Origin of the sequence: Lentibacter algarum (genome assembly GCF_040580765.1) — a bacterium.
Classification (GTDB): Bacteria; Pseudomonadota; Alphaproteobacteria; order Rhodobacterales; family Rhodobacteraceae; genus Lentibacter; species Lentibacter algarum.
The window spans coordinates 2,740,763-2,767,058 of the sequence record NZ_CP158687.1 but is presented as its reverse complement, the minus strand read 5'-3'; the positions used below and the strand labels follow the sequence as shown (position 1 = coordinate 2,767,058).

Genomic DNA, 26,296 nt, shown 5'->3' with positions numbered 1-26,296 from the left:
TCAGCCTCCCGCCCGCAAGCGGAACCGCTGGATCTTGCCAGTCTGCGTCTTTGGCAACGCGTCGATAAACACAACGGATCGAGGGTATTTATAAGGCGCAATCTTCGCCTTCACATGATCCTGAAGCGCCTTCTTCGTGGCGTCGTCCGCCGCCCAGCCCTCGGCCAAAACAACATGCGCCTCGACAATAGCGCCACGGTCCTCATCAGGCGCGCCAATCACACCGCACTCCACAACAGCCGCATGGCTCAGAAGCGCCGCCTCCACTTCGGGGCCAGCAATATTATAGCCCGACGAGAGGATCATATCATCATTGCGCGCGGCAAAATGCAGATAGCCGTCCGCGTCCATCATGAAGCTGTCGCCAGTGACGTTCCAGCCGTCCCGCACATAAGCGCGCTGGCGATCGTCCGCCAGATAGCGGCAGCCTGTCGGTCCGCGCACTGCGAGCCGACCGATTTCTCCCAGAGGCACATCCTTGCCCGCGTCATTGATGATCCTGACTTCATACCCAGTCACAGGTTTTCCGGTGCAGGCAGGGCGATGGTCGTCAAAACGGTTGCTGATAAAGATATGCAACATCTCCGTCGCGCCGATCCCGTCAAGCATCGGCTTGCCCGTCTTCGCGATCCACTCATCGTAAACAGGCGCAGGCAGGGTCTCCCCCGCCGAGACAGCTGCGCGCAGGCTGCTCAGGTCCGCCCCTTCCTCCATCGCTCGGAGCATGGCGCGATACGCTGTCGGCGCGGTGAAACACACAGTCGCTTTATATTTCTGGATAATCTCGATGAGGTTGGGCGGGCTCGCATTTTCGAGCAAAGTTGCCGTCGCGCCAAAGCGTAAGGGAAAGACTGCTAGCCCCCCTAGCCCGAAGGTAAAGGCCAAAGGCGGGGAGCCGATGAACACATCGTCTGGCGTCACACCCAGCACCTCTTTCGCATAACCATCCGCAATGATCAGCAAGTCGCGGTGAAAGTGCATCGTTGCTTTCGGCTCGCCCGTTGTGCCCGAAGTAAAACCAAGCAAAGCCACGTCGTCCCGCCCCGTTTGCACACTCTCAAAACGCACTGGCTTCTCAAGGGCGAGACGGTCGAGTTCGGCCTCGTGGTTGGATGTCCCGTCAAACCCGACAACGCGCTTGAGGTGATGACTCTCCGCTGCGCAAGCCTCCATCTCCTCTATCAGCCGCATGTCACAGAGCGCAAATTCAACCTCGGCTTTATCAATAATCTGCCCAAGTTCGCCTGCGCGCAGCATCGGCATGGTGTTGATCACAACAGCGCCAGCCTTTGTCGCGGCAAGCCAGCAAGCAACCATGGCTGGGTTGTTTGCCGATCGGATAAGGACGCGGTTCCCTGGCCGCACACCAAGCTCTTCGACGAGCACATGGGCAAGGCGGTTGGTCCAGTCGGCCAGCTCTTTATAGGTCCGCTGCCGTCCGTTTCCGATCAGAGCAGTGTGATCTCCAAACCCTTTGCCAACCATTGCATCGGTCAGTTCGTATCCCGCGTTGAGCCGCTCGGGGTAGTCAAAACCCTCAAGCTTGAAGTCGGGCCAAAGCTCGGGCGCAGGCAGGCTGTCGCGCGCGAAAGTGTCCTCATGTGCTGAAAGTCCAAGCATCACGTCCCTCCCAGAAAGGCTCCCATAGTCTGCCGCGCAATCACAACACGCTGCACGTCACTCGCACCCTCATAAATCCGAAGGGCCCTGATATCGCGGTAAAGCTCTTCGACCTTCTGCCCGTGGCGCACGCCGTCGCCCCCGTGCAGCTGCACCGCTCGGTCAATCACAAGTTGCGCCTGATCAGTGGAGAAGAGCTTCGCCATTGCCGCCTCTCGGGTCACGCGGGCCGCACCACTGTCTTTCGCCCAAGCCGCGCGGTAAATAAGCAGCGCGCTGGCGTCCACGTCTACAGCCATATCCGCGATATGCCCTTGCACCATCTGCAGCTCAAACAGCGGAGCGCCCTGCACCTGCCGCTCGCTCACCCGCGCCAAAGCTTCGTCAAGCGCCCGCCGCGCAAAGCCAAGCGCCGCTGCCGCAACAGTCGAGCGGAAGACATCCAAGACAGACATGGCAATCTTGAAGCCAGCCCCGCGCTCGCCCAGCAAAGCACTCTTCGGGATGCGACAATCGGTGAACCTGAGCGTCGCCAGCGGGTGGGGCGCAATCACCTGCTGCCGCTCGGTGACCTCAAATCCTTTCAGGCCCGCAGGCACAATAAAAGCGCTCAGCCCGCGCGCACCTTCGGCCTCGCCCGTGCGGGCAAACAGCGTGTAAACATCGGCAATCCCGCCGTTGGAAATCCACGTTTTCTCGCCATTGAGAATGAAGTGCTCGCCATCGTCCTCAGCCGTCATCGTCGCGTTCGCCACGTCTGATCCCGACTGCGGTTCTGTCAAAGCAAAGGCCGACATCGCCTTGCCCGTCCGCGTCAGCGGCAGCCACTCGGCCTGCTGCTCAGGGCTTCCAAAGAGGCTGATCGCCCCCGTGCCCAAGCCCTGCATCGCAAAGGCAAAGTCCGCGAGCCCATCATGGCGTGCCAGTGTCTCGCGGATGAGACAAAGCGTGCGCACATCAAGCCGCGCATCGCCCTCGGCGCCCGAGTGCTCAAGCCAGCCATCGCGGCCCAAAGCAGTGACCAGTTCACGGCACGCCGCATCTACATCGCTGTGGTCGATCCCGCCAAGTTCAGCCCCCGCCCAAGCGTCCAAACGCTCGGCAAGGTCACGGTGACGCGCCTCAAAAAACGGCCAGTCAAGAAAGCTTTTGTCCGCCATCAGTCGCCCTCAAACACAGGGCGCTCTTTGGCAACAAACGCCTTATAGGCGCGCTCAAAATCGCCCGTCTGCATACAAATCGCCTGCGCCTGCGCCTCCGCCTCAATCGCCTGCTCGATCGACATGGACCACTCCTGCGCCAGCATCGTCTTGGTCATCATATGCCCGAAATTCGGCCCCGCTGCGAGCCGCGTGGCCCACTCCAGCGCCTCTGCGTCAAGCTGATCTGTCGCAACCAGCTTGTTGTGAAAGCCCCAGGCCGCGCCTTCCTCGGCGCTCATGCTGCGCCCTGTATAAAGCAGCTCTGCCGCGCGCCCTTGCCCGATAATCCTCGGCAAAATCGCGCAAGCGCCCATGTCACAGCCCGCAAGCCCCACGCGGGTAAACAGAAAGCCCACTTTGGCTTCGGGCGTGGCAATACGCAGATCAGATGCCATGGCAATAATCGCTCCCGCGCCCACGCAAATCCCGTCAATCGCCGCAATCACAGGCCGCCCGCAATTCACAATCGCCTTCACAAGATCGCCCGTCATACGGGTAAAATTGAGAAGCTCTTTCATGCTCATCTTGGTGAGAGGCCCGATGATGTCATGTACATCCCCGCCCGAGCTGAAGTTGCCGCCATTGGAGGCAAAGATAACAACCTTCACCTCGTCATCATAAACAAGATCGCGAAACCAGTCGCGCAGCTCGGCATAGCTGTCAAAGGTCAGCGGGTTCTTGCGCTCGGGCCGGTCGAGCGCCACAGTAGCAACCCCGTCTTTCACCTTGCATTTGAAGTGCTTCACATCAGTTCTCATGGTGCTTTCCCTCTTCCAAATGCGCTGCGACTTCAGCCAAAAGCACAGCCAGCCGCTCGGCGCGTTCGGGCTCAACGTCGCTCAAAAGTCCGTCAATCCAGCCCTCATGTGCGCTCGCTTGGCGTTCAAATTCGGAGCGCCCTTCCTCGGTCAGCCGCGCCAAAAAAGCGCGCCTGTCGCCTTTGACAGCGTCACGCCTTACAAAGCCTTCCTCAACAAGCCGCTCGACGATCCCAGTGACATTCCCGTTCGAGACTTTGAGTACGCCAGATAGCTCCGACATCTTAAGTCCGGCAGGGTTACGGCTCAGCGCTGCCATAACGTCAAAGCGCGGCAAGGTGGTATCAAGCTCGCGCCGCATCCGCTCGCGCAGCTCGGTCTCGATCAGCTTTGACGCCTTAAGCAGCCTCAGCCACAGCCTGAGCCGTGACTTGCTCCCTGTTGTATCAAGGCTCATATCTCACCCCCCGACACGCTCATGGCGTGGCCGTTGACCATCGCCGCGCCCTTAGACGCCAAATAAAGCGCCGCACTGGCCACTTCCTCCACCGCGATCATCCGCCCGATTGGGTTGCTCGCAACAATCAGCTTTTCCGCCGCCGCCCTGTCAATTCCGCGCGACGCCATCACACTTTGCACAGCCGCGTCCGCCATCGGCGTGTCGACAAACCCCGGGCAAATCGCATTGCAGGTGATGCCTTTTCTGGCGACTTCCAGCGCGACCGAGCGGACAAGCCCCAAAACGCCATGCTTTGACGCCGAATAGGCCGAAACCCTCGCGCCGCCGCGCAACGCCTGTGTCGAGGCCACAGCAATCAGTCGCCCCCCTTCAGGCATCTGCCGCAAAGCCGCACGAAAAGTCAGAAACGTGCCCGTGAGGTTCACAGCCAGCGTTTCGTTCCACTCCTCAAGGCTCACCTCCGTCAAAAATGCTGCGCGCCCCGTGCCAGCGTTGGCCACAACAACGTCATAGGGCGCCTCAAACAACGCCTCGACAGCGCCCTCATCGGTGATGTCGCAAACAACTGCCTGCATCTCGCGTCCGCCGTCTGTCTCGCTGAGCGCCTCTTCGCGTCGCCCGACGATCGTCACAGCCTCGCCCGCCTCTGCAAAGGCCCGCGCAATCCCGCGGCCTATGCCAGAGCCGCCACCCGTCACCAGAACCCGCCTCATATCTTGCCCACCATTTCGGCCTCCCTGTCCGCCAGCCGCCAAAGTTGCTCGCAGCCCGCATCATAGGGCAGGGGCCAATGCCCCTCGCGATCTCCAATCTTGGCCGCCTCGTGAAGTGTCCAATAAGGGTTTGCCAAGTGTGGGCGGCCCACGGCCACAAGGTCGGCCCGCCCTGCCATCAGGATGGAGTTGGCGTGATCGGCCTCATAAATATTGCCCACCGCCATGGTCGGCACTCCAGCTTCGTTGCGGATACGGTCTGAGAATGGCGTCTGAAACATGCGCCCGTAAACGGGCCGCGCATCAACGCTCGTCTGCCCTGCAGAAACGTCAATAAGGTCCGCCCCCGCCGCCCCAAACATAGTGGCAATCTGCACCGCCTCGTCAGGCGTCACACCCGTATCACCCACCCAGTCGTTGGCGGAGATGCGCACAGACATAGGCTTGTCTTCGGGCCAGACAGCTCGCATCGCCTCAAACACTTCGAGAGGATAGCGCATACGGTTTTCTAAACTCCCGCCATAGGCATCTGTGCGCACATTCGACACAGGCGAGATAAATGACGAAATGAGATAGCCATGCGCCGCGTGCAGCTCGATCATGTCAAAGCCCGCGCGTTGTGCCATCTTGGTCGCGTTCACAAACTGCGCCTTCACAGCCGCCATCTCGGCATGGCTGATCTCCCGTGGCAAAGCGGTCTTGCCAGACCATGCCAAAGCCGAGGCGCTCACTGTCTCCCAGTTGCCTTCGGCAAGCGGTGCGTCCATCTCTTCCCAGCCGACTTGTGTCGATCCTTTCCGCCCTGAATGGCCGATCTGGCAACAGATTTTTGCGTCCGTCTCCGCGTGAACAAAACGCGTTAGCCGCGCCCATGCAGCTTCATGTTCGGGTGCATATAACCCTGGGCAGCCAGGGGTGATCCGCCCTTCAGCGCTGACGCAGGTCATCTCGGTAAAGACAAGGCCAGCGCCGCCTTTGGCACGCTCTCCGTAATGGATCAAATGCCAGTCGGTCGGGCAGCCCCCCTCGGCCTTATACTGTGCCATAGGGCTCACAACGATACGGTTGGCGAGTGCCATATCGCGCAGCTTGTAGGGCGCAAACATAGGTGCACGCGCTGGAGCATCCTCAGGCGCGCCTGCCTGCGTTTGAAACCACTTCTCAGCGCTCGCAAGCCACTTTGGGTCGCGCAGCCGCAGGTTCTCGTGGCTGATCCGCTGAGAGCGCGTCAGAAGCGAGTAGTTAAACTGCACGGGGTCCATGCCGAGGTAGCGCTCGACCTCTTCAAACCACTCCAGCGAGTTGCGCGCCGCAGATTGCAGGCGCAAAACCTCAAGCCGCCGCTCGCTCTGATAACGCTCGAAGGCGCGTTCCATCACAGGCTCCTCGTGTAAGAGCTGAGCCAGCGCAATCGCTGAGTCAAACGCCAGCCGTGAGCCAGATCCAATCGAGAAATGCGCCGTGGCAGATGCATCGCCAAGCAACACGACATTTTCGTGGTGCCATCTTTCGCAGAGCACTCTTGGGAAGTTCATAAACACAGCCGAGCCGCGCAAATGATCAGCGTTGGAGATCAGACTATGCCCGCCGAGATGGTCGGCGAAAATCTCTGCGCATTTTCCAATGATCGCTTCTTTGCTCATCCCTTCAAAGCCGAGCCTGTCCCATGTGTCTTGCTGACACTCGACAATCACAGTCGCGGTGTCCTCATCGAACTGGTAAGCATGTACCCAGACCCAGCCAGCCTCGGTCTTCTCAAAAATGAAGGTGAACGCATCGTCAAATTTCTGGTGCGTGCCAAGCCAGACAAACTTGCACTGGCGCACATCCACATCAGGCTTGAAATGCTCAGCCCAAGCCGTGCGCACCGCCGAGTTGATCCCGTCACAGGCCACCACGAGGTCGTAGTCGTCCTTGTAGTCTTCCACGGGTCCGACAACGCTCTCAAAGCGCAGGTCAACGCCCAGCTCCCGCGCCCGCTCTTGCAAGAGCAGAAGCATCTTCTTGCGGCCAATCCCCGCAAACCCATGCCCGCCAGACACCGTACGCACACCGTTTTGCACCACGGCGATATCATCCCAATAGGCAAAGCTCTCGCGGATCGCATCGGCTGATTGCGGGTCATTCTCCTGCATGTTCGCGAGAGCATCATCTGAGAGAACAACCCCCCAGCCAAAAGTGTCATCCGCCTTATTGCGCTCAAAGACGACAACATCATGCGCCGGGTCGCGCAGCTTCATCGAGATCGCAAAATACAGTCCCGCTGGACCGCCTCCCAAACAGGCTACACGCATGACATTTCCCCGAGTCCCTATCCGTTTCGGGTCAAGCTTTGCGCAGGAGTAGATTTATTTCAAGCCTAAACCTTTAAGCTTGAAATAAATGACTCACAGAAATACCCTCGCCACAAACCTGAGAGGATGCCTGATGAGCGACAGCTACAACCCCGAGACAGACGGCGCGCAAATGTCCTTTGCCAAGGATATGAGCTATGGTGACTATCTCCACATGGATCAGATCCTTTCCGCCCAGACGCCGCTTTCGTCAGCGCATGACGAGATGCTCTTCATCATCCAGCACCAGACAAGCGAGCTCTGGATCAAGCTTGCACTCCACGAGGCATCTGCTGCCCGTGCACTGCTTGAAAAGGGTGACTATTCCCCCGCCTTTAAAATGTGCGCACGCTTGAGCCGTATTTTTGATCAGCTCAACTCCGCATGGGACGTGTTGCGCACCATGACGCCATCAGATTACACCACTTTCCGCGAGACGCTGGGCCGCTCGTCAGGCTTTCAGTCGCACCAATACCGCCTCGTCGAATACGTGCTTGGCAACCGCAATGAAAACCTGATGAAGGTACATGCTCACCGCCCCGAACTGCACCAGCTCCTTGAAGACGAGCTCGCGCGCCCTTCGCTCTATCACGTCGCTTTGCGTGCACTGGAAGCTGAAACAGGTGCGAGCTTCGCTCCCGAGGTCTTCCGCCTGCGCGCCCCGCATGAGGCTGACGCAGCTGTCGAGGCGGCATGGCTCACAGTCTATAAAGACCCGTCGAAATACTGGAGCCTCTACGAACTTGCCGAAAAGCTGGTTGATCTGGAAGATTACTTCCGCCGCTGGCGCTTCAACCATGTCACAACTGTCGAGCGCATCATCGGCTTCAAGCGCGGCACAGGGGGCACAAGCGGGGTGCAGTATCTGCGCAAGATGCTTGAGGTCGAACTCTTCCCAGAGCTTTGGAACCTACGCGGCGCGCTCTGATCGTCGTGTCAAATGCTGGGAGATCAATCAAAAGAAGGGTTTCGGTGGAGCATAGCGGGATCGAACCGCTGCACTGGTCGCACGTCTTCGTGCGTTAAGTCAGCGCCTGTCCGTCCTGTCAAATGCTGGGAGATCAATCAAAAGAGAGGGTTTTGGTGGAGCATAGCGGGATCGAACCGCTGACCTCCTGCATGCCATGCAGGCGCTCTCCCAGCTGAGCTAATGCCCCAAAACCAAGCGTTGCAAAAGCAACTGCGCGGGTCTTAGTCAAAGGGGCGAGCGGGATCAAGCCCAAATCCGCCCCTCTGCGAAATCATAGATGATAAAACATCAGTCGTCGTCGGTGCCTTCGGCAGCAACGTCTGCAAGATCGTCGAGCGAGACGTTATCATCGTCATCGTCGTCTTCTAGCACATCATCATCGTCGTCGAGATCCACATCAACATCATCTTCAAGTACATCTACTTCAAGATCGTCTTCTGCTTCTTTCGCCTTCTTCGTGACTGCGTCTTCCTGGTCGGGCGCAATCAGGCTCTTCTTGTTGGCGTCAAACTCAACAATTTCGCCTGTGTAAGGGCTCACAACGGGCTTGGCGTTCAGGTCGTAAAACCGTTTGCCAGTGGTCGGGCACAAGCGTTTGATGCCCCATTCTTCCTTAGGCATGGTATACCTCTTTCAATTCGGGTCTTGTCGGTGATCAGCGCCAACTGCCATAACAGAGCAGGGGTGTCAAAGCCTTTCGCCAAAACAACTCCGAGCATGGGCCTTTGCGCCACAAGGGAAATCAATGAGTACTTTCGTTCTGGAAAGCGAGCAAACGGATGAACCGCGCGTTGAAGTGCGTCTCAAGCGCTCTTCACAAGCCAAACGCCTGTCTTTGCGTGTGTCTCAGCTTGATGGTCGCGTTACGCTCACTTTGCCGCGCTATGCCTCTGAGGCCGAGGCCACGGGCTTTATACGCGAAAAGGCCGCATGGCTGCGCCGTCACGTCGCGCGCTTTGAGGCGGATGTGCCTGTGGGGCAGGGCAGCCTTCTTCCTCTTGAAGGCCAGATGATTCGTGTGATCCAAGGCGCGGGCCGTAAGATTGTGCTAAGTGAAGATCAGCTCCTAATCCCTGGTCCGCCTGAGCGCACGGGCGCGCGCCTCAGCGGCTTTTTGAAAGAGTTGGCGCGTGATCGGCTTACAGCCGCGTCTGATGCCTATTCCGCTGCTCTTGGCCGGCCCTTTAACCGGATATCAATGCGCGACACCCGATCGCGCTGGGGCTCGTGCAGTTCGCAAGGCACGCTGATGTATTCTTGGCGGCTGATTATGGCTCCGCCTGAGGTGCTTCGCTATGTGGCGGCACATGAGGTGGCCCATCTCGCCGAGATGAATCACTCCCCCGCCTTCTGGCAGGTGGTGCAGGCGCTCTATGGCGCACACCACCGTGAACGCGGTTGGCTGCGCGAGCATGGGGCGAGCTTGCATAAATACCGCTTCACCTCATCTTCGTGATCACAAATCCTTCAGATTGACAGCGGCGGATTTTTGTGATCACAAATGTGTATGCAAAGCCATATACCCTCCCTCGCGAGCCCGCGCAGCGACAATACCTCCTCGGCCCACGACAAAGTCTATCGTGGGCTCCGTACGCGTATCATGCATGGCGAACTGCCCCCCGCCCATGCTCTGACGCTGCGTGGTATCGGGCGGGAGTTTGATGTCTCTATGACGCCCGCGCGCGAGGCGGTGCAGCGGCTTGTCGCGGAAGGGGCGCTGTTTATGTCCTCCTCGGGCCGTGTCGCAACGCCTGAGCTCTCCAATGAGCGGATCGAAGAGCTTGCCGCCCTGCGTGCCCTGCTGGAGGTCGAGCTGTCCAGCCGCGCGCTGCCCCGTGCGCACATGGCACTGATCGAGCGCCTTCAGACCATCAACGGAACCATTGCCGAAGCCATCGCCCATAAAGACGCTGTGGCCTACATCCGCACCAATCTAGAGTTCCACCGCACGCTTTACCTGCGCGCTCAAGCCCCCGCCATGCTGGCGATGTGCGAGACAGTGTGGTTGCAGCTAGGGCCTACAATGCGCGCGCTTTATGGCCGCCTGCAGCGCACGGAGCTGCCCCATTTCCACCGCGCCATCGTTGCGGCGCTGCGCGCTGGCGACGAGCCAGGCCTACGCCTCGCCGTTCGGTCTGATGTCACCGCGGGCCTCAAACTTCTCGCAAGCTAAAACCGATAGGTCACCCGATGAGCGACAGCACAGGACACGCCCCCTCCCGACAAGTGATCTGGAAGTTCGCGGCCCTACTGGCTCTTGCGGTTGGGTATTTCCTTTACCTCGGCCTGACCTATGACTTCGCCACAGGTGGTGTGGCCGTCGCGCTGACATGGAGCTTCTTTGTTCTCTGCACCCCTGTCGCCGACGCAGGCTTTTTGCTTGATTTCCCCCTGCGTCTGCTCTTTGGCATTCGGATGGTTGTTTCCGAGCTCGCCGTCTGGGCGCTCGCGATTGTAGTCAATCTGGTCACGCTGCTGCTCGCGCCGGAGTATTACCAAACAACGTTGCTCACCCGGATCTTTGCAGAAATCCTGCTCACGCCATGGCCCTATTGGGGCGTGATCCTCCTGTCAGGGATTGGCACATTCCTCTCGGTGCGCTTTGGTGACGAGCTGATGGATGTCATGCATCACCGCGATCGCAACTTTTTCCACAGCAACCATTTCAAGCACGAGCTGGTCCTCGTTGCCTTCTTTGTCATGGTTCTGATCGGATATTATCATCTGATTGCGTCGCTCGGACTTGAGGGCGCGCTGTAAGGACTTCGAATTGCTTCGCAAATCCGACCCGATGGGGGCTTTGCCCCCATACCCCCAGGATATTTTTAAAAAGAAGAAGAGCAGACAAGCGCTCTCGCCAGCTTAGGCAGCCAGCCCTTTTGAGCCAAGATCAAGATACTTCTTTCGGCGCGACGCGATGAGCGCTTTGCCCTTTTTCCCGTCGAGCTCTTTGAGCATTTCCGCCAAGGCCTTTCGCACGGCATCCAGCGTGGCAGGCTTGTCGCGATGCGCGCCGCCGAGTGGCTCTTTGATCACGCGGTCGACAACGCCCAATTGGGTCAAGTCTTTGGCCGTTAGCCGCAGGGCTTCCGCGGCTTCGCGCATCTTCTCGGAGTCTTTCCACAAGATAGAGGCGCAGCCTTCAGGTGTAATCACCGAATAGATCGAATGCTCCAGCATGGCCACACGATCGCCCGTTGCAAACGCCACGGCCCCACCAGAGCCGCCTTCGCCAATGATGATCGAGATCAGAGGGACACCCGCCTGCAAACAGGCTTCCGTGGAGCGCGCAATCGCTTCTGATTGCCCGCGCTCTTCCGCGCCTTTTCCGGGATAGGCGCCTGCTGTGTCAATCAGCGTGATCACAGGCAGACCAAACTTGCCCGCCATCTCGATGAGGCGCACCGCCTTGCGGTAGCCCTCAGGGCGCGCCATGCCGAAGTTATGTTTGATCCGGCCCTTGGTGTCGCTGCCCTTCTCATGGCCGATCACCATTACAGGTTTACCATCAAATCGCGCCAAGCCGCCCATCACGGCGTCATCGTCGGCAAAGTTCCGGTCGCCTGCGAGAGGGGTGTATTCTGTAAACAACGCTTTGATATAATCAGAGCAATGTGGGCGGTCTGGGTGCCGCGCCACTTGGCATTTTCGCCAAGGTGTCAGCTCTTTATAGAGCGCAACCAGCATATCGGCGGCTTTCTTGTCCAAAGCCGCGGCTTCTGACTCAATATCCATTCCCTCGCTTTGCCGCGCCATAGCGCGCAGCTCTTCCGCTTTGCCTTCAATCTCGGCCAGTGGCTTTTCAAAATCGAGGTAGTTGGTCATGCTCTGCTCCTGCCAAATCGTCAAAACTATATGGCTGCTCTGCAAAACAAATGCAATCGTTGCGCGCGGCGCAGGCAGCATAAGCTCCCGCGCCGCGCAGGAGAGCCTTACATGGCAGCCAGTTCGAGCATTTTAGCAAATTGCGCTTCCGTGAGCGTCGCGCGCCAGTGATCGGTGCAGTTGGAGCGCATCATCACAAGCTTGGTCTCCATCTCGCCGACTTTTGCCGCGAGCGCTTGGCGCTCGTCCGTAGGTGCACCCGCAATGATCGCGGCGCGCAGCTCAGCGCGCGCGGCCAAGGCCGCCTCTTCAATCATTTTGCGGTTTGCTGGCATTGTATCGAGCCATTGCTTCAGGTCAGCGCGCTGCGCCTCCGTCAGCTCAAGCGCATCGGCATTTTTTACAATCACAGGTGTGAAGGCCACAATCGGCGCCGAAATCTCGCGCGCAGGTTGGTTTTGCTGCGCAAAACTGGGGGCCCCAAGGGCAAGCGCCATTGCCGCGCCAAGCAAGATAGACTTCATTTTACTCTCCAATATCATACACATGGCGAGATCATATATTGAAGTTAGAATGTGAGTCTTGACCTAAATCAATATCCTCAACATAACTTTGCCTCAACCGTCTAAGGCAAAAGAACGGGATAGAGCGAAAGCACCAAAAGTACGGCCATTCCCCAGTTAAAGGCTCTCAGCCGTGCAGGTGAAGTCAGAAAGCGCCGCATCTCGCGCCCAAGTACAACCCAGATCGTGACGGACGGGAAGTTCACGATCATAAACGCCAAAGCCACCAGCGCGACCGACCAGACCGACCTGTCTCCTGCATAGAGCGTGATTGCCGTCAGCCCCATGCTCCACGCCTTCGGGTTGACCCATTGAAACGCGGCTGCCTGCAAAAATGTCATCGGTGTGCCGCCAGTTGCGCTGCCCTCGGGCGCTGCCGAATTGGCGATCTTCCACGCCAGCCAAAGCATATAAACCACGCTCACAATGGTCAGGATTGTCCGGCTCACAGGATAGGTGTCAAAGACCTGCATCAGCCCGATCCCGACGAGAAAGATCATTAATCCAAAGCCAAGGCTGATCCCAAACATGTGTGGGATGGTGCGGACAAAGCCGAAGTTCGCCCCAGAGGCCAATAACATCATATTGTTCGGCCCCGGCGTTGCCGAGGTCACAAAAGCAAAAAGTGTGAGGGCGAGAAAGATGTCATATGTCATTGGCGTAATATGCGCGCCTTTCACGGGGGCTAAAAGTCCAAAACGGACGCATTCTGCACCTGCACAACGTACGCTGCTATAACAAACAGGCCGTTTTGCCCGAAATCGTAAAAACCGTTTTGGCGGTGCACGGGGTGTGCACGGGTTGTGCACGCTTTTCACCCCCCTAGAATCAGCAGAGCTCCAAACGTTAACGGGCGCCCGAAGGCGCCCGCTTTTTGTCAAAACCTTTTGGTGTTAGCCTGCGATCAGCTCGGCCTGAGCGACGATCACTTCGGCCTGTTTGATGCTGGCAATGTCCACCAGACGGCCTTTATAGACGGTTGCGCCTTCGCCGTTTGCCTTGGCCTTTTCCATCGCCGCAAGGATCTCGCGGGCCTCTGCGACAGCCGCTTCGGACGGTGTGAAAACTTCGTTTGCCAGCGCGATTTGCTTGGGGTGGATCGCCCATTTTCCGACCATACCGAGCGTGGCCGAACGCATCGCTTGCGCGCGGTAGCCCTCGTCGTCCGAGAAGTCGCCGAAGGGTCCGTCGACAGGCAGAACGCCATGTGTGCGACAGGCTGCAACGATCGCCGCTTGTGCCCAATGCCACGGGTCTGACCAGTGCTTTTCACCTTCGCGCAGCATGTAATAGTTTTCCTGCGTTCCGCCGATACCCGTTGTTTGCATGCCCATTGAGGCCGCAAAGTCGGCCGCACCAAGACTCATTGCCTGAAGGCGCGGGCTTGAGGCCGCAATGGCTTCGACATGGGCGATCCCTGCTGCACTCTCGATGATCACTTCAAAGGAAACAGGCTTTGCACGGCCTTTGGCGCGCTCAATGGCGGTGACCAAAGCGTCGACCGCATAGACATCTTCGGCACATCCGACCTTGGGGATCATGATCTGGTCAAGTCGATCGCCAGCCTGCTCCATGATGTCCACAACGTCTTTGTACCAATAGGGGGTGTCGAGCCCGTTGATGCGCACACTGATATATTTGTTGCCCCAGTCGATCGTATTGATCGCCTCGATGACATTGGCGCGCGCGGCGTCCTTGTCCGATGGGGCAACGGAGTCTTCAAGATCGAGGTTTATAACATCAGCAGCACTGGCCGCCATCTTGGCAAAAAGTTTGGTGTTGGACCCTGGTCCAAACAGCTGACACCGGTTCGGCCGCTTAGGAGCCTGAGGTTGAATACGAAAACTCATGGTGAAGGAGCCTTTCAGGTAATGAAATTGCGTTTGAGCTTGTGGATTGGATATTAAATTACAGTCGTGGCTGCAAGCGCTCTTTGCACCTGCAGCATTATGTGTGGCGCGGCACAGAATCGGAATGTGAGGCAAATTTCGAAGAATCTTCGAAGTGTTAACTTATAATCGGGAGAATATTGAAATATTTAGCTGAATCTTAGTGGAAATGAGAAGTGTTTCGCCTGAGCATCACTAAAATTCTCCTAAACCATTGGGGGCTTAGCCATGATCAAAACACCATACCTTCTCTTTCTCGGCGATGCGCCAGATCAACTCGCTGCAAAAGTTGCACAAGGCATCAAGGACTGGCGCCCCGAAAATGCCGTAGGTCAGTTTCGCATGGATGGCTGCAAGGCAGACATGGGCCTAGCTGATATGACCTTGGAAGAGGCAAAAGCCGCAGGCGCAAAGACGCTCGTGATTGGCGTCGCCAATCGTGGTGGGATCATTAGCCAAGAGTGGAAAAAAGTCCTGGTGACAGCACTCGAGGAAGGCTTTGACCTTGCGTCTGGCCTGCACAACTTGCTGCGCGAGGAGGCTGATCTTGTGGCCGTCGCCGAAGCGACGGGCCGTATGCTTCATGATGTGCGTATTCCAGAAGTGAAATATCCCATCGCCAATGGCGAGCCTCGCAAAGGTAAGCGCCTCTTGGCTGTTGGCACAGATTGCTCTGTCGGCAAGATGTATACGGCGCTTTGCATGGACAAAGAGATGCAGGACCGCGGTATGAAGTCGACTTTCCGCGCAACTGGCCAAACAGGCATCCTGATTACGGGTGGGGGTGTTCCGCTCGATGCTGTGATTGCCGACTTCATGGCGGGTTCGATCGAGTGGCTCACGCCTGATAACGATGAAGACCACTGGGATATCATCGAAGGCCAAGGCAGCTTGTTTCATGTCTCGTATTCAGGCGTGACTATGGCTCTGATCCACGGGGGCCAACCTGATGCATTGGTGGTCTGTCACGAGCCAACGCGCGAGCATATGCGCGGCCTTCCCGGCTATTCGCTGCCAAGCCTTGAAGCAGTGCGCGATATGGCCTTGCAGCTTGCACGCGTGGCTAATCCTGCCTGTGAAGTGATTGGCTATGCCGTAAACACCCAGAACATGGATGATGATGCTGCTCGCGCTTACCTTGCTGATATTGAAGTGAAAACGGGCCTACCAGCAACAGACCCTTACCGCTATGGTGCGGGCAAGCTGGTTGATGCGCTTGCGGCACTGAGCTAAGGCAAGACCATGAAAATCACAGTCACACCAGAAAGCTTCAAGCTCGCGCAGGTCTTCACCATTTCAAGAGGCTCGCGCACTGAGGCCAAGGTGCTGACGGTGCGTTTGCAAGATGGTGAAAACCACGGCTGGGGCGAATGCGTGCCCTACGCCCGCTATGATGAGACGCTCGAGTCTGTCACAGCAGAGATCAACGGCCTGCCAGACCGATTTGATCGCGCTGCGCTCTATGAACTCCTGCCCGCAGGGGCAGCGCGCAACGCAGTCGATTGTGCGCTCTGGGATATGGAAGCCAAGGCTTCTGGAAAGCGCGCATGGGAGCTTGCGGGGCTGCCTGCGCCGAAGCCCGAGATTACGGCCTATACCCTCTCGCTTGATACGCCTGCAAAGATGCAAGAGCAGGCGGCAAAGCACGCGTTTCGCCCGCTTCTTAAGATCAAGCTCGGCACGCCTGATGACATGCCCCGCCTTGAAGCTGTCCGGGCTGGGGCGCCGAAGTCGCGGATCATTATTGACGCTAATGAAGGCTGGTCTCGAGCTGTTTACCTTGATCTTGTGCCACATCTTCAGCGCCTTGGCGTTTCACTTGTCGAGCAGCCTTTGCCCGCAAGCGATGATGACGGGTTGATCGGGATCGAACGGCCTGTGCCTGTCTGTGCTGATGAAAGCGCCCATGATTGCTCTAGCCTGCCTCATCTCAAGGGCAAGTATGACGTTGTGAACATCAAGCTCGACAAGACTGGTGGGTTGACTGAAGCGCTTCGCTTGAAAGACGCGGCATTGGCAGAGGGTTATGGCGTTATGGTTGGCTGTATGGTTGGCACATCGCTGGCGATGGCCCCAGCAACGCTTGTCGCACAAGGTGCGACAGTGACCGATCTTGACGGCCCGCTGCTTCTGGCGGAAGACCGTGATACGCCACTTCATTTTGACGAAAACGGCGTTCATGCGCCGAAACCAGAGCTTTGGGGATAAACCGACTATGACACGCACAGTTTTTGTAAATGGCGCTTATGTGCCTGAAAATGAAGCCAAGATCTCGATCTTTGATCGTGGATTTTTGATGGCTGATGGGGTCTATGAGGTAACTTCAGTCCTCCAAGGCAAACTGATCGATTTTGAAGGACATGCCGTGCGCCTAGAACGCTCATTGAATGAGTTGGATATGGGAATGCCGTGCACGATGGATGAACTTCTGGAAATCCACCGTGAGCTTGTGCGCGTCAACGAGATTGACGAGGGTCTTGTCTATCTGCAGATCACCCGCGGCTCTGATGGCGACCGTGACTTTGCCTTCCCTGATCCTGAAACGACCAAACCAACGCTTGTACTGTTTACTCAAAGCAAACCAGGAATGGCGAACAGCGCCGCCTCTCAGAAAGGTGCAAAGATCATCTCCATTGAGGACATTCGTTGGGGTCGACGCGACATCAAAACAGTACAGCTTCTCTACCCTTCAATGGGTAAAATGATGGCAAAAAAAGTGGGTTGTGATGACGCTTGGATGGTCGAAGAAGGTTTTGTAACCGAAGGGACGTCTAACAACGCCTATATCGTGAAGGGTAACAAGATCATCACGCGTGGGCTTTCAAACGATATCCTGCATGGGATAACCCGTGCCGCTGTTCTGCGGATGGCGAAAGAGGCTCAAATGGAAGTCGAAGAGCGTAGCTTTACGATTGAGGAAGCCAAAGAAGCTGATGAGGCGTTCACGACATCTGCAAGTGCGTTTGTGATGCCTGTTGTCGAGATTGATGGCGCGACGATGGGAGACGGAACGCCCGGTCCAATCGCTAAACGCCTGCGCGAGATTTACCTCGATGAGAGCCTTAAAAAAGCAATTTAGGGCTCGAGCGGTGCCTGCAATTCTCTGTGCCAATAGGCCTTGCTAGAAGCGGACGCCTTCGTTTTTTTTGGAAAGACCTGCAAGAGGAGGGAAGTATATCCTAACTCTTGTCTGTCACATTTTCTTTGAACGCCACTTCAAACTCCGCCTGCTTTGCGAGGCTAGCCTCTGTTTGATAATTGGCTTTCCACTCGTCCATGGTCATGCCGTAGTAGGCTTCGCGGGCCTCGTCTTTTGAGATATCAATGCCGCGCTCGTTTGCCGCTTCCTGATACCAACGAGCAAGGCAATTGCGGCAAAAGCCTGCAAGGTTCATCAAGTCGATGTTTTGCACATCGGTACGGTCTTGCATCAGATGTTTTTGCAAGGTGCGAAAAGCGGCGGCTTCGATTTCCAATTTGGTTTGATCGTCCATGATTTCAGACCTCGTTTGCTAAGGTGATGCGCAGAGCATTTTGCAACATGGGGGCGAGGCGCTCTGCCCAATTCGCTTGTTGTTCAACAGTGTGGATAAGATCGTTGCGAATTTCAACGAGGGTGTTGTGTCGCCCTTGAGAAATGGCGTGCCTGTCTATCGTATCACCCGGGAGGTGCCCGCCGTAGGGCTCGTTGCGGCCCACGCAGAGCGACTGGTCTTGCTGTAGTAGCTCCAATAGCGGATCGCAGAGGCGCCTGTCGTCTGCATGAAGAATGCCCACATGCCATGGTCGCTTGGGTCGTCCAGCGAGCTGTGGTGTAAAGCTATGAATCGTAAGAAGAGCAGCCTCTGGTCGGGTTTCGAGCAGGTCTGCCAAAGCGTAATGATAGGGTCTGTAGCAAGCGTCTAGGCGGCGCTCCTTTTCTTTTGCGTCAGCATGGCGGTTGGCAGGAATGATGGTTCCGTCATAGAGCTTCATCAACAAGGTTGGATCGTTCTCGCCTCTGTTGGGGTCAATCACGAGGCGGGAAAAATTGGAGCAAATGACTGGCGCATCAAGCAAGGCCCCGAGCGCGAGAGAAACCCCTTTTGCTCCGACGTCATATGCTATGTGTCGGCCCATATCGCCAGCGGGAAGATCTAGGCTGCCGTTATTTACAAAGGGTGGAATTAGGTTTGATGCATGATCACAAGCGATGACCCAGGGGCCGCTTCTTTCGGCTCCTACGATCTCAAATGGCTTGTAGTTCATGGCGTAAAATCCTTTTAAGCGCGTAAACGCACTGTTGTGCCTGTGTCACAGACGCGCGATAATCTGTAGAAGCGCATCGCACTAATAATATCGAGAGGCAGAACATATGAGACGGCTCAGAAATGTAAAGATCGTGGCGACGTTGGGGCCTGCTTCGAACGATTATGAGATGATCAAGCGCTTGCACGAGGCAGGGGCCGATGTGTTCCGCCTAAACATGTCGCACGGTGGTCATGACGAGATTCGTGAGCGACATAGAATCATCCGTGAAATTGAGCGCGAACTTGAAAGTCCGATCGCGATTTTGGCGGATTTGCAGGGGCCAAAGCTGCGGGTCGGGGTCTTCGCCAACGAGGAAGAAGAGCTCGTTGAGGGGCAGAAATTCCGATTTGATCTTGATGAAACCGCTGGCACTAACGCCCGTGTTTGCTTGCCGCATCCTGAGATTTTCAAGGCGTTGGAAGATGGTACGACCCTGCTTGTGAACGACGGCAAGATCCGTCTGAAGGTCGAGACATGCGGCGCTGATTTTGCGGATTGTATTGTCACCGCAGGCGGTGCGATCTCCAACCGCAAAGGTGTTAACGTGCCTGAAGTGGTGCTGCCTTTGGCGGCTTTGTCGGAGAAAGATCGTGCGGATCTAGAGTTTGTCTGCCAGCTGGGTGTGGACTGGATCGCCCTGTCGTTTGTGCAGCGTGCAGCAGATGTAGAAGAGGCCAAAGCGTTGATTGATGGCCGTGCGGCTGTTCTTTCCAAGATTGAAAAGCCGACAGCGGTGACCAGCTTTGATGAAATTCTGGCTGTCTCGGACGGCATTATGGTGGCACGCGGCGATTTGGGTGTGGAGTTGCCTGTGCAGAACGTACCACCAATCCAGAAACGGCTTGTACGACGTTGTCGTGCGGCGGCCAAGCCTGTCATCGTGGCTACGCAAATGCTTGAAAGCATGATTGAGAGCCCAATGCCAACGCGTGCAGAAGTGAGCGATGTCGCGACGGCAATCTATGAGGGCGCGGATGCAATTATGCTTTCGGCGGAGTCCGCTGCGGGCCAGTATCCTGTGGAAGCCGTGAGCACGATGAATAATGTGGCAGTTGAGGTCGAGTCAGACCCAACTTATCGCGAGATCATCGAAGCCTCTCGTGTGGTCAAACGCGAAAGCGTGGCAGATGGGATCGTGGCGGCGGCGCGCGAGATTGCCGAATCGACAGACATCAAGGCGATCTGTTGCTTTACGCAGTCAGGCACAACCGCGCTTTTGACCGCGCGTGAGCGGCCACGTGTTCCAATCATTGCGCTAACGAGCTTGCGTGGCACGGCAAGGCGGCTGGCTCTAAGTTGGGGCACCAACTGCATCATGACGGGAGAACTTGAGCGATTTAAGCAAGCTGTAGTGAATGCTGCGCGCGCTGCGCAGAGCGCTGGATACGCGACAGCGGCAGATCAGATTGTTGTGACTGCGGGCGTTCCTTTCAATGTTCCAGGCACAACAAATATCTTGCGTGTGGCGCCTTGTGACCAAAGTTTGATTTTTGCCTCCGACCCAGAGTAGACTCCAAAATATAAATGGTTTTGTGAAGGGTGCGCACGATGGACTACGATCTCTATCTCGTGATCGGATTGGTGATTGCGGTCTTTTCTGTACCTGCGGTTGTTTCGGCTCTGTCGGACAATCGCACGCCACGGGCTGCTGCAATTGTTTTGATTATCAGCGGCGGGCTTGTGGCATGGGCCGCAGCGTCAAAGCCTGCGGGATATACGCTGGATCAGATCCCCAATGTGATCATCAATGTTGTAGCTCGATATTTGGGCTGATTAGCCCTTGCAATAAAGCATAAGCCGTCTTAAACACCGCTTTCGTCTGCGGGACCGGCCAGAAGTGGCATGCCGAGTCGCGCATTATAGACCGACCCAAACTAAGGAGACGGAAATGCCCAAGATGAAGACCAAATCGAGCTGCAAAAAGCGGTTCAAAATGACGGCAAGTGGCAAGGTCAAAGCCGGCCAGGCTGGTAAGCAGCACGGCATGATCAAGCGCACAAACAAATTCATTCGCGATGCTCGCGGTACGACAACCCTATCTGCACCTGATGCCAAAATCATCAAGTCCATGATGCCATACGCACGCTAAGGAGGGTTAGATATGTCGAGAGTAAAAGGCGGAACAACCACACACGCACGTCACAAGAAAGTTATTAAGGCAGCCAAAGGTTATTATGGCCGTCGTAAAAATACTTTTAAGGTCGCGCGCCAGGCGGTGGACAAAGCAAACCAATATGCAACCCGTGACCGCAAGAATCGCAAGCGCAATTTCCGCGCTCTGTGGATCCAGCGGATCAACGCGGCTGTGCGTTCGCACGATGCGACGCTGACATATTCGCGCTTTATCAATGGCTTGAGCCTTGCTGGTATCGAAGTGGACCGTAAAGTCCTCGCCGATCTGGCTGTACATGAGCCCGAAGCCTTCGGTGCGATTGTTGCACAAGCACAAGGCGCGCTGGCTGCTTAAGCTACGCTAAAAGCCTATAAAATGAACGCCGTGAACCAACAGGTTCGCGGCGTTTTTTCTTGTTCGTTAAGTCTGCGTTCCGCTTGGTTAACGGTGCTGAAAATGGCTGATTCTAGGGGGGTGAAAAGCGTGCACAATGCGTGCACAACCCGTGCACCGCCTTGTGGGGCAATCGTTAACAGAAATTAAGATAACGAGGCGTACGCCTGTGCAGGGTGCGCAGCAGATGCGCACCCCTAGGGGCCTTGGAGGGCTTAGAGCGTATTTGCACAATGGTCGCCGACATTGGGCTTATTGATGTGATGTGGATTTTGGATCAGCACCCAAGACACCCCATATCCGGGGGCATGTGTGCGCGAATATGAGCAGCCGTCTGGCGTTGTGTACCACTGGCTCTGATACCCAACGGCCGGGCGCATCTGTGCTTCTGCGACAGGGGCTGTTGAGGCCACGAAAAGCGCGGCAGCGGCGAAAACTTTGGTTGCGTTGGTCATTGCATGATCCTCCAGTTTGATCTGGAGGTAAGATGCTGGCCGTGCACGGCAGAGACTTGGCCGAATTCGGGCAGGACTGCGCCTTAAGTCGAGAGATTTATTCAAATCAGAGGGCAGATCGCGTGCAGGGCTTAGCCGAGTACGACCTGAATATTGGCGGCTGTGAGCTGGTCGGGGGTGACGCCAAGCAAAAGCGCGACCCCGCCGTTGACGCTTCCTGCGAGGGCGGTGGCGATAGCTACGTTGGAGACTGCAGGCTCAACAAGGGTTGCGAGGCCAAGGTCTGTTTCGACTTGGCTGAGCGTATAGGTGAGCGCGGTGGCGGCGCTGCTGCTCGGGCCTTCGACCATGATCATTAGGGTGTCCTCAATGACGTCAAAGTCACTGATCAGCGCGGCGGAGCTGACACCGCTTTCGCCATCTTCGGGTTGAAGCGTGACCATATCGGCTCCGCTTCCGAGGCTGACCAGATAGGCGCCGCCTTGAAGGGTGATGTTGTCATCGCCAGCGCCACCTGAAATGTGGTGAATAGCGTCTGTGTCGATCTCGCCAAAGGCGGCGATTTCGTCGTCACCAGCGCCGCCATAGAGCGTATCGCTGCCGTCGGCTGTTTCTGTTGTGAGGAGGTCGTTGCCAGCGCCACCTGACAAGAGATCATTGCCCGCGCCGCCAAAGAGCTGGTCATCACCGCCGCCGCCGAAGAGTTCATCGTCGCCGGCCTCACCGAAGAAGACATCACCCGCGTCTTGGCCGATCATGGTGTCATCGCCCGCATCGCCGAAGATAACCGAGCCTGTGCCATAGTCGGGATAATCAGTGGAGCCCTCTTGCGGGAGCACGATCAGATCGTCGTCGGGCGTGGCTGTGAAGTCGACATAGTATTCGTCGTATTCTGTTGTGAAGGGCGTGAGGTCGAGCGCTTCGATGTCTTCTCCGCGGGTCAGGTCATCGGCAAGCATTTGCTCTGTGGCTGTGATGGCGTCGCCTTCAAGCAGGGCGATTTCTTCGGCGCTGGCCTCTGGTGTGGCACTGCCGCCGTCAAACAGATTGATCACGCCTAAGAGCGCAGCGGACCCAGCCGCGAGGCTGAACAGCAAAAACAAACCCATAACCAAAACCCCCTAAGGCTATCAAAAGGTAAACTGGGCTTTAATTTGAGTCAATTTGTTCTGAGAGGGTTGCTGGCTTGCGAAATGGTGCAGGGCGCGCTAGGTCAAACGCGAGCCAGATAGGTATGAGACATGGACGATCTAAGAGACAAATACATCGCGGCGATTGCGGCTGCGTCTGATGAAGCCACGCTTGAGGACTTGCGCTTGCAAGCGGTCGGCAAAAAGGGCGAAGTGAGCCTTCAGATGCGGGAGCTGGGCAAGATGACTGCCGAGGAGCGGCAGGTGGCTGGGCCGAAGCTCAACGCGCTGAAAGACGAGATTAACTCGGCGCTCGCAGCTAAGAAGGCAGGCCTTGAAGATGCGGCGCTGGATGAGCGGCTGCGCAGCGAGTGGCTTGATGTGACATTGCCGAGCCGTTTGCGCGGGCAGGGGAGCATTCACCCGATCAGCCAAGTGACAGAAGAAGTCACCGCGATCTTTGCGGATATGGGCTTTGCTGTGGCCGAAGGGCCGCGGATCGACACCGATTGGTATAACTTCGACGCGCTGAACATTCCGGGCCATCACCCGGCGCGCGCGGAGATGGATACATTTTATATGCACCGTGCCGAGGGCGACGAACGGCCCCCGCATGTGCTTCGCACGCATACCAGCCCCGTGCAAATCCGCAGCATGGAGAAGCAGGGCGCGCCTATCCGCGTGATCTGCCCCGGCGGTGTGTATCGGGCGGATTATGACCAGACGCATACGCCGATGTTTCACCAAGTCGAAGGGCTGGCGCTGGATAAGGACATCTCGATGGCCAACCTCAAGTGGGTGCTCGAAGAGTTTGTGAAGGCGTTCTTTGAAGTCGATGATGTGGAGCTGCGCTTCCGCGCGAGCCACTTCCCGTTTACGGAGCCGTCTGCCGAAGTCGACATCCGCTGCTCATGGGAAGGCGGCACGCTCAAGGTTGGCGAGGGCGACGACTGGCTCGAAATTCTCGGTTCAGGCATGGTCCACCCCAAGGTGCTGCAAGCGGGCGGGATCGACCCGAACGAATGGCAAGGCTTTGCCTTTGGCATGGGCATCGACCGTATCGCTATGTTGAAATACGGCATCCCCGACTTGCGGGCGTTCTTTGACTCAGACCTGCGCTGGCTGCGCCACTATGGCTTCGCGAGCCTTGATCAACCGACACTTCATGGAGGGCTGAGCCGATGAAATTCACACTCTCTTGGCTGAAAGACCATCTCGACACCGACGCCAGCGTTGATGCGATTTGTGAAGCGCTCACGGACCTCGGGCTTGAGGTTGAAGGGGTTGAGAACCCTGCCGAGCGCCTTAAGAGTTTTACGCTGGGCAAGGTGACCCATGCGGAGCAGCATCCTGATGCGGACCGTTTGCGTGTCTGCACCGTGCAGACTGACGAGGGCAGCAAGCAGATCGTTTGTGGCGCGCCGAATGCGCGCACGGGGATCACTATCGTCTTGTGCAAGCCCGGTGATTATGTGCCGGGGATCGACACGACGCTGTCTGTTGGCAAAATTCGCGGGGTCGAGAGCCACGGGATGATGGCGTCAGAGCGCGAGCTTGAGCTCAGTGACGAGCATGACGGGATTATCGAGCTTCCCTCTGGTGAGATTGGCGAGTTGTTCATTGACTGGCTGGCAAAGAATGCGCCTGAGAAGGTCGACCCGACCATCGAGATTGCGATCACGCCGAACCGCCCTGATGCGCTGGGCGTGCGCGGGATTGCGCGTGACTTGGCGGCGCGGGGGCTGGGCAAGCTCAAGCCTGTGGAAACGCCGAGCCATGACGGGCAATTCGCATGCCCTATCAGTGTCACCATTGAGGACGACGCCAAGGTAGACGGCTGCTTTGTTTTTGCGGGTCGTCTTATTCGCGGTGTGAAGAACGGGCCTTCGCCTGAGTGGCTGCAACAGCGCCTCAAAGCGATTGGTTTGCGTCCGATCTCGGCGCTTGTCGATATTACGAACTTCTTCACATACGATCGTAACCGCCCTTTGCATGTGTTTGATGCGGGCAAGGTGAGCGGCAATCTGCGGGTGCATCGCGCCAAGGCGGGTGACAAGATTGTTGGCTTGGACGAGAAGGAATATACCTTCTCTGGCGGTCAGGTTGTGATCTCGGATGACAACGGCATTGAGAGCATTGCGGGCGTTATGGGCGGGTTGGCCACGGGCTGCACCGAGGAGACAACAGATGTTTTCCTTGAGGCCGCCTATTGGGACCATATCCAGATCGCCATGACGGGACGTGCGCTCAAGATCAACTCTGATGCGCGGTACCGCAACGAGCGCGGGATTGACCCTGCTTACAACATGCAGGCCATGGAAGATGCGACCGCCATGATCATGGAGCTGTGCGGCGGTGAGCCGAGCAATGTGACCGTGGCAGGCAAGGCACCTGATGTGAGCCGCGCGTATAAGCTTGATGCGAAGCGGGTGCAGAGCCTTGTGGGCATGGATATTCCCGAGACGGAGCAACGGCAGACGCTGACGGCGCTGGGCTTCAAGCTTGAGGGCAATATGGCGCAGGTGCCGAGCTGGCGGCCTGATGTTCTGGGTGAGGCGGATTTGGTCGAAGAGGTTGCGCGGATTGCGAGCTTGACCAAGCTTGTTGGTAAGCCTCTGACGCGGGCGAGCGCGGGCGTGCCAAAGCAAATTTTGTTGCCGCTTCAGAAGCGCGAGCAGGCAGCGCGGCGCACGGCGGCGGGCCTTGGCTACAACGAGTGCGTGACCTACTCTTTTGTCGATCAGAAGAGCGCGGCTCTGTTTGGCGGCGGGGAAGATACCACGCGGCTTGAGAACCCGATTTCAAGCGAGATGAGCCATATGCGGCCTGATCTTCTTGTCGGGCTGTTGCAGGCTGCGGCACGCAACCAAGCGCGCGGGTTTGCAGACCTTGCTTTGTTTGAGGTTGGGCCAGTGTTTCACGGCGGCGAACCGGGAGAGCAGGCTTTGCAAGTCTCTGGGCTTTTGGTTGGCAAGACGGGTCCGAAGGATATTTTGGGCGAGAGCCGTTCTGTTGATGTGTTTGACGCGAAAGCGGATGCTGAAGCTGTTCTGGCCGCTGTTGGTGCGCCTGCCAAGGTGCAGGTCATGCGCGACGGGCCGAGCTGGTGGCATCCTGGACGGCACGGTAAAATCTGTCTTGGACCGAAAAAAGTCTTGGCGATCTTTGGCGAGCTGCACCCCAAAGTGCTTAAGGAGATGGGCGTGAAGGGGCCAGCTGTGGCCTTTACCGTCTGGCCAGAAGAGGTTCCTGAAGCGCGCAAGAAGAGCGCGACACGTCCAGCTCTGAAGTCGAGCGATTTGCAGGCTGTGGAGCGTGACTTTGCTTTTGTGGTGGATGAACGTGTCGAAGCGCTGACGCTTATCAATGCGGCGGCGGGAGCTGACAAGGCTTTGATCGAAGATGTCCGCGTCTTTGACGAGTTCATTGGTGGCTCGCTCGGTGAGGGCAAGAAGAGCCTTGCCATCACTGTGCGAATGCAGCCCCAAGACAAGACGTTAAAGGACGAAGACATCGAGGCTGTTGCGGCCAAGATTGTTGAGAAAGTCACGAAGGCAACGGGCGGGAGCCTGCGCGGGTAAG

Annotated in this window: 28 protein-coding genes and 1 tRNA gene; 13 read left to right on the top strand and 16 right to left on the bottom strand. The window is 57.1% G+C overall.

Annotated features, from left to right (window positions below; translation table 11 throughout):
* From DSM117340_RS13775 to DSM117340_RS13750, 6 genes are read right to left on the bottom strand one after another with little or no spacing between them, the layout of a single operon-like run.
* Positions 1-1,620, bottom strand: a complete 1,620-nt coding sequence (locus DSM117340_RS13775; protein WP_089892841.1) for a benzoate-CoA ligase family protein — start codon at positions 1,618-1,620, stop codon at positions 1-3.
* Positions 1,620-2,780, bottom strand: coding sequence for an acyl-CoA dehydrogenase family protein (locus DSM117340_RS13770; RefSeq protein WP_089892839.1), 1,161 nt, complete (start codon positions 2,778-2,780; stop codon positions 1,620-1,622). Before DSM117340_RS13770 ends, DSM117340_RS13775 begins: the two co-directional genes overlap by 1 nt.
* A complete protein-coding gene (locus tag DSM117340_RS13765) occupies positions 2,780-3,580 on the bottom strand; it encodes an enoyl-CoA hydratase family protein (protein ID WP_089892836.1) in 801 nt (266 codons plus the stop codon). Before DSM117340_RS13765 ends, DSM117340_RS13770 begins: the two co-directional genes overlap by 1 nt.
* Entirely contained in the window at positions 3,570-4,037 is a 468-nt protein-coding gene (locus DSM117340_RS13760; protein WP_089892833.1) for a MarR family transcriptional regulator, read from the bottom strand. The genes DSM117340_RS13765 and DSM117340_RS13760 overlap by 11 nt, the downstream gene beginning before the upstream one ends.
* A complete protein-coding gene (locus DSM117340_RS13755) occupies positions 4,034-4,753 on the bottom strand; it encodes an SDR family NAD(P)-dependent oxidoreductase (protein WP_354689684.1) in 720 nt (239 codons plus the stop codon). Before DSM117340_RS13755 ends, DSM117340_RS13760 begins: the two co-directional genes overlap by 4 nt.
* Complete coding sequence (locus DSM117340_RS13750; RefSeq protein ID WP_089892827.1) at positions 4,750-7,047, bottom strand: bifunctional salicylyl-CoA 5-hydroxylase/oxidoreductase; 2,298 nt, start codon at positions 7,045-7,047, stop codon at positions 4,750-4,752. Before DSM117340_RS13750 ends, DSM117340_RS13755 begins: the two co-directional genes overlap by 4 nt.
* A gap of 133 nt (positions 7,048-7,180) precedes the next feature.
* Between DSM117340_RS13750 and DSM117340_RS13745 the strand changes: the two genes are divergently transcribed.
* Positions 7,181-8,014: a tryptophan 2,3-dioxygenase family protein gene (locus tag DSM117340_RS13745; RefSeq protein ID WP_089892824.1), complete on the top strand. Its 834-nt coding sequence runs from the start codon at positions 7,181-7,183 to the stop codon at positions 8,012-8,014.
* Positions 8,015-8,167: 153 nt separating this feature from the next.
* Here DSM117340_RS13745 and DSM117340_RS13740 read toward each other — a convergent pair.
* Both DSM117340_RS13740 and DSM117340_RS13735 read right to left on the bottom strand, forming a co-directional pair.
* Positions 8,168-8,243, bottom strand: a tRNA-Ala gene (locus tag DSM117340_RS13740).
* Between the two features lie 101 nt (positions 8,244-8,344).
* Complete coding sequence (locus tag DSM117340_RS13735) at positions 8,345-8,677, bottom strand: TIGR02300 family protein (protein WP_089892821.1); 333 nt, start codon at positions 8,675-8,677, stop codon at positions 8,345-8,347.
* Positions 8,678-8,801: 124 nt separating this feature from the next.
* Here DSM117340_RS13735 and DSM117340_RS13730 point away from each other — a divergent pair, with 124 nt between their 5' ends.
* The 3 genes from DSM117340_RS13730 to DSM117340_RS13720 are packed head-to-tail and all read left to right on the top strand — an operon-like array spanning position 8,802 to position 10,816.
* Positions 8,802-9,512 carry a SprT family zinc-dependent metalloprotease gene (locus tag DSM117340_RS13730; RefSeq protein WP_089892818.1) on the top strand — a complete coding sequence of 237 codons (711 nt, stop codon included), beginning with the start codon at positions 8,802-8,804 and terminating at the stop codon, positions 9,510-9,512.
* A gap of 51 nt (positions 9,513-9,563) precedes the next feature.
* Positions 9,564-10,229, top strand: coding sequence for a GntR family transcriptional regulator (locus DSM117340_RS13725; protein ID WP_089892815.1), 666 nt, complete (start codon positions 9,564-9,566; stop codon positions 10,227-10,229).
* 17 nt (positions 10,230-10,246) lie between these two features.
* Positions 10,247-10,816: a hypothetical protein gene (locus DSM117340_RS13720; protein WP_089892812.1), complete on the top strand. Its 570-nt coding sequence runs from the start codon at positions 10,247-10,249 to the stop codon at positions 10,814-10,816.
* Positions 10,817-10,918: 102 nt separating this feature from the next.
* Here DSM117340_RS13720 and DSM117340_RS13715 read toward each other — a convergent pair whose 3' ends face one another.
* The 4 genes from DSM117340_RS13715 to DSM117340_RS13700 form a co-directional block, all read right to left on the bottom strand.
* A complete protein-coding gene (locus DSM117340_RS13715) occupies positions 10,919-11,881 on the bottom strand; it encodes an acetyl-CoA carboxylase carboxyltransferase subunit alpha (RefSeq protein ID WP_089893676.1) in 963 nt (320 codons plus the stop codon).
* A gap of 107 nt (positions 11,882-11,988) precedes the next feature.
* A complete protein-coding gene (locus tag DSM117340_RS13710; protein WP_089892809.1) occupies positions 11,989-12,405 on the bottom strand; it encodes a Spy/CpxP family protein refolding chaperone in 417 nt (138 codons plus the stop codon).
* Positions 12,406-12,506: 101 nt separating this feature from the next.
* Positions 12,507-13,100, bottom strand: coding sequence for a LysE family translocator (locus DSM117340_RS13705; RefSeq protein ID WP_089892806.1), 594 nt, complete (start codon positions 13,098-13,100; stop codon positions 12,507-12,509).
* Between the two features lie 237 nt (positions 13,101-13,337).
* Positions 13,338-14,294: an L-malyl-CoA/beta-methylmalyl-CoA lyase gene (locus DSM117340_RS13700; RefSeq protein WP_089892802.1), complete on the bottom strand. Its 957-nt coding sequence runs from the start codon at positions 14,292-14,294 to the stop codon at positions 13,338-13,340.
* A 267-nt stretch (positions 14,295-14,561) separates the two neighbouring features.
* Between DSM117340_RS13700 and dgcN the strand changes: the two genes are divergently transcribed.
* From dgcN to DSM117340_RS13685, 3 genes are read left to right on the top strand one after another with little or no spacing between them, the layout of a single operon-like run.
* Positions 14,562-15,566: an N-acetyltransferase DgcN gene (gene dgcN, locus DSM117340_RS13695; RefSeq protein WP_089892798.1), complete on the top strand. Its 1,005-nt coding sequence runs from the start codon at positions 14,562-14,564 to the stop codon at positions 15,564-15,566.
* A 9-nt stretch (positions 15,567-15,575) separates the two neighbouring features.
* Complete coding sequence (dgcA, locus tag DSM117340_RS13690; protein ID WP_089892794.1) at positions 15,576-16,541, top strand: N-acetyl-D-Glu racemase DgcA; 966 nt, start codon at positions 15,576-15,578, stop codon at positions 16,539-16,541.
* A 7-nt stretch (positions 16,542-16,548) separates the two neighbouring features.
* On the top strand, positions 16,549-17,412 hold the full coding sequence (locus DSM117340_RS13685; RefSeq protein ID WP_089892792.1) for a D-amino-acid transaminase: 864 nt from the start codon (positions 16,549-16,551) through the stop codon (positions 17,410-17,412).
* A gap of 100 nt (positions 17,413-17,512) precedes the next feature.
* On the opposite strand, the gene DSM117340_RS13680 is transcribed toward DSM117340_RS13685, so the two are convergent.
* Both DSM117340_RS13680 and DSM117340_RS13675 read right to left on the bottom strand, forming a co-directional pair.
* Positions 17,513-17,827: a DUF1244 domain-containing protein gene (locus tag DSM117340_RS13680; RefSeq protein WP_089892789.1), complete on the bottom strand. Its 315-nt coding sequence runs from the start codon at positions 17,825-17,827 to the stop codon at positions 17,513-17,515.
* A 4-nt stretch (positions 17,828-17,831) separates the two neighbouring features.
* A complete protein-coding gene (locus DSM117340_RS13675; protein ID WP_089892783.1) occupies positions 17,832-18,581 on the bottom strand; it encodes an N-formylglutamate amidohydrolase in 750 nt (249 codons plus the stop codon).
* Positions 18,582-18,687: 106 nt separating this feature from the next.
* Here DSM117340_RS13675 and pyk point away from each other — a divergent pair, with 106 nt between their 5' ends.
* The 4 genes from pyk (at position 18,688) to rplT (ending at position 21,090) form a co-directional block, all read left to right on the top strand.
* On the top strand, positions 18,688-20,133 hold the full coding sequence (gene pyk / locus DSM117340_RS13670; RefSeq protein ID WP_089892778.1) for a pyruvate kinase: 1,446 nt from the start codon (positions 18,688-18,690) through the stop codon (positions 20,131-20,133).
* 38 nt (positions 20,134-20,171) lie between these two features.
* Entirely contained in the window at positions 20,172-20,396 is a 225-nt protein-coding gene (locus tag DSM117340_RS13665; protein WP_089892775.1) for a hypothetical protein, read from the top strand.
* A 115-nt stretch (positions 20,397-20,511) separates the two neighbouring features.
* Complete coding sequence (gene rpmI, locus DSM117340_RS13660) at positions 20,512-20,712, top strand: 50S ribosomal protein L35 (protein WP_089892772.1); 201 nt, start codon at positions 20,512-20,514, stop codon at positions 20,710-20,712.
* A gap of 12 nt (positions 20,713-20,724) precedes the next feature.
* Positions 20,725-21,090 (top strand): 50S ribosomal protein L20, encoded by a 366-nt coding sequence (rplT, locus tag DSM117340_RS13655; RefSeq protein WP_089892768.1) that lies wholly within the window; start codon positions 20,725-20,727, stop codon positions 21,088-21,090.
* 254 nt (positions 21,091-21,344) lie between these two features.
* Here the strand turns inward: rplT and DSM117340_RS13650 are convergent, their stop codons facing one another.
* Together DSM117340_RS13650 and DSM117340_RS13645 are read right to left on the bottom strand one after the other, a co-directional pair.
* Entirely contained in the window at positions 21,345-21,584 is a 240-nt protein-coding gene (locus DSM117340_RS13650; protein WP_089892764.1) for a hypothetical protein, read from the bottom strand.
* Between the two features lie 131 nt (positions 21,585-21,715).
* The gene (locus DSM117340_RS13645) at positions 21,716-22,693 is read right to left on the bottom strand and encodes a calcium-binding protein (RefSeq protein ID WP_089892761.1); all 978 of its coding nucleotides are present in this window, start codon (positions 22,691-22,693) and stop codon (positions 21,716-21,718) included.
* Positions 22,694-22,825: 132 nt separating this feature from the next.
* On the opposite strand from DSM117340_RS13645, the gene pheS reads away from it, so the two are divergent.
* Together pheS and pheT are read left to right on the top strand one after the other, a co-directional pair.
* A complete protein-coding gene (pheS, locus tag DSM117340_RS13640; protein ID WP_089892757.1) occupies positions 22,826-23,899 on the top strand; it encodes a phenylalanine--tRNA ligase subunit alpha in 1,074 nt (357 codons plus the stop codon).
* On the top strand, positions 23,896-26,295 hold the full coding sequence (gene pheT / locus DSM117340_RS13635) for a phenylalanine--tRNA ligase subunit beta (protein ID WP_089892754.1): 2,400 nt from the start codon (positions 23,896-23,898) through the stop codon (positions 26,293-26,295). The genes pheS and pheT overlap by 4 nt, the downstream gene beginning before the upstream one ends.
* Position 26,296: the final 1 nt, after the last annotated feature.

Excerpts from the sequence above, each read along its gene's own strand:
- DSM117340_RS13775 (WP_089892841.1), bottom strand. The coding sequence starts at position 1,620 with ATGCTTGGACTTTCAGCACATGAGGACACTTTCGCGCGCGACAGCCTG.
- DSM117340_RS13770 (WP_089892839.1), bottom strand. The coding sequence starts at position 2,780 with ATGGCGGACAAAAGCTTTCTTGACTGGCCGTTTTTTGAGGCGCGTCAC.
- DSM117340_RS13765 (WP_089892836.1), bottom strand. The coding sequence starts at position 3,580 with ATGAGAACTGATGTGAAGCACTTCAAATGCAAGGTGAAAGACGGGGTT.
- DSM117340_RS13760 (WP_089892833.1), bottom strand. The coding sequence starts at position 4,037 with ATGAGCCTTGATACAACAGGGAGCAAGTCACGGCTCAGGCTGTGGCTG.
- DSM117340_RS13755 (WP_354689684.1), bottom strand. The coding sequence starts at position 4,753 with ATGAGGCGGGTTCTGGTGACGGGTGGCGGCTCTGGCATAGGCCGCGGG.
- DSM117340_RS13750 (WP_089892827.1), bottom strand. The coding sequence starts at position 7,047 with ATGCGTGTAGCCTGTTTGGGAGGCGGTCCAGCGGGACTGTATTTTGCG.
- DSM117340_RS13745 (WP_089892824.1), top strand. The coding sequence starts at position 7,181 with ATGAGCGACAGCTACAACCCCGAGACAGACGGCGCGCAAATGTCCTTT.
- DSM117340_RS13735 (WP_089892821.1), bottom strand. The coding sequence starts at position 8,677 with ATGCCTAAGGAAGAATGGGGCATCAAACGCTTGTGCCCGACCACTGGC.
- DSM117340_RS13730 (WP_089892818.1), top strand. The coding sequence starts at position 8,802 with ATGAGTACTTTCGTTCTGGAAAGCGAGCAAACGGATGAACCGCGCGTT.
- DSM117340_RS13725 (WP_089892815.1), top strand. The coding sequence starts at position 9,564 with ATGCAAAGCCATATACCCTCCCTCGCGAGCCCGCGCAGCGACAATACC.
- DSM117340_RS13720 (WP_089892812.1), top strand. The coding sequence starts at position 10,247 with ATGAGCGACAGCACAGGACACGCCCCCTCCCGACAAGTGATCTGGAAG.
- DSM117340_RS13715 (WP_089893676.1), bottom strand. The coding sequence starts at position 11,881 with ATGACCAACTACCTCGATTTTGAAAAGCCACTGGCCGAGATTGAAGGC.
- DSM117340_RS13710 (WP_089892809.1), bottom strand. The coding sequence starts at position 12,405 with ATGAAGTCTATCTTGCTTGGCGCGGCAATGGCGCTTGCCCTTGGGGCC.
- DSM117340_RS13705 (WP_089892806.1), bottom strand. The coding sequence starts at position 13,100 with ATGACATATGACATCTTTCTCGCCCTCACACTTTTTGCTTTTGTGACC.
- DSM117340_RS13700 (WP_089892802.1), bottom strand. The coding sequence starts at position 14,294 with ATGAGTTTTCGTATTCAACCTCAGGCTCCTAAGCGGCCGAACCGGTGT.
- dgcN (WP_089892798.1), top strand. The coding sequence starts at position 14,562 with ATGATCAAAACACCATACCTTCTCTTTCTCGGCGATGCGCCAGATCAA.
- dgcA (WP_089892794.1), top strand. The coding sequence starts at position 15,576 with ATGAAAATCACAGTCACACCAGAAAGCTTCAAGCTCGCGCAGGTCTTC.
- DSM117340_RS13685 (WP_089892792.1), top strand. The coding sequence starts at position 16,549 with ATGACACGCACAGTTTTTGTAAATGGCGCTTATGTGCCTGAAAATGAA.
- DSM117340_RS13680 (WP_089892789.1), bottom strand. The coding sequence starts at position 17,827 with ATGGACGATCAAACCAAATTGGAAATCGAAGCCGCCGCTTTTCGCACC.
- DSM117340_RS13675 (WP_089892783.1), bottom strand. The coding sequence starts at position 18,581 with ATGAACTACAAGCCATTTGAGATCGTAGGAGCCGAAAGAAGCGGCCCC.
- pyk (WP_089892778.1), top strand. The coding sequence starts at position 18,688 with ATGAGACGGCTCAGAAATGTAAAGATCGTGGCGACGTTGGGGCCTGCT.
- DSM117340_RS13665 (WP_089892775.1), top strand. The coding sequence starts at position 20,172 with ATGGACTACGATCTCTATCTCGTGATCGGATTGGTGATTGCGGTCTTT.
- rpmI (WP_089892772.1), top strand. The coding sequence starts at position 20,512 with ATGCCCAAGATGAAGACCAAATCGAGCTGCAAAAAGCGGTTCAAAATG.
- rplT (WP_089892768.1), top strand. The coding sequence starts at position 20,725 with ATGTCGAGAGTAAAAGGCGGAACAACCACACACGCACGTCACAAGAAA.
- DSM117340_RS13650 (WP_089892764.1), bottom strand. The coding sequence starts at position 21,584 with ATGACCAACGCAACCAAAGTTTTCGCCGCTGCCGCGCTTTTCGTGGCC.
- DSM117340_RS13645 (WP_089892761.1), bottom strand. The coding sequence starts at position 22,693 with ATGGGTTTGTTTTTGCTGTTCAGCCTCGCGGCTGGGTCCGCTGCGCTC.
- pheS (WP_089892757.1), top strand. The coding sequence starts at position 22,826 with ATGGACGATCTAAGAGACAAATACATCGCGGCGATTGCGGCTGCGTCT.
- pheT (WP_089892754.1), top strand. The coding sequence starts at position 23,896 with ATGAAATTCACACTCTCTTGGCTGAAAGACCATCTCGACACCGACGCC.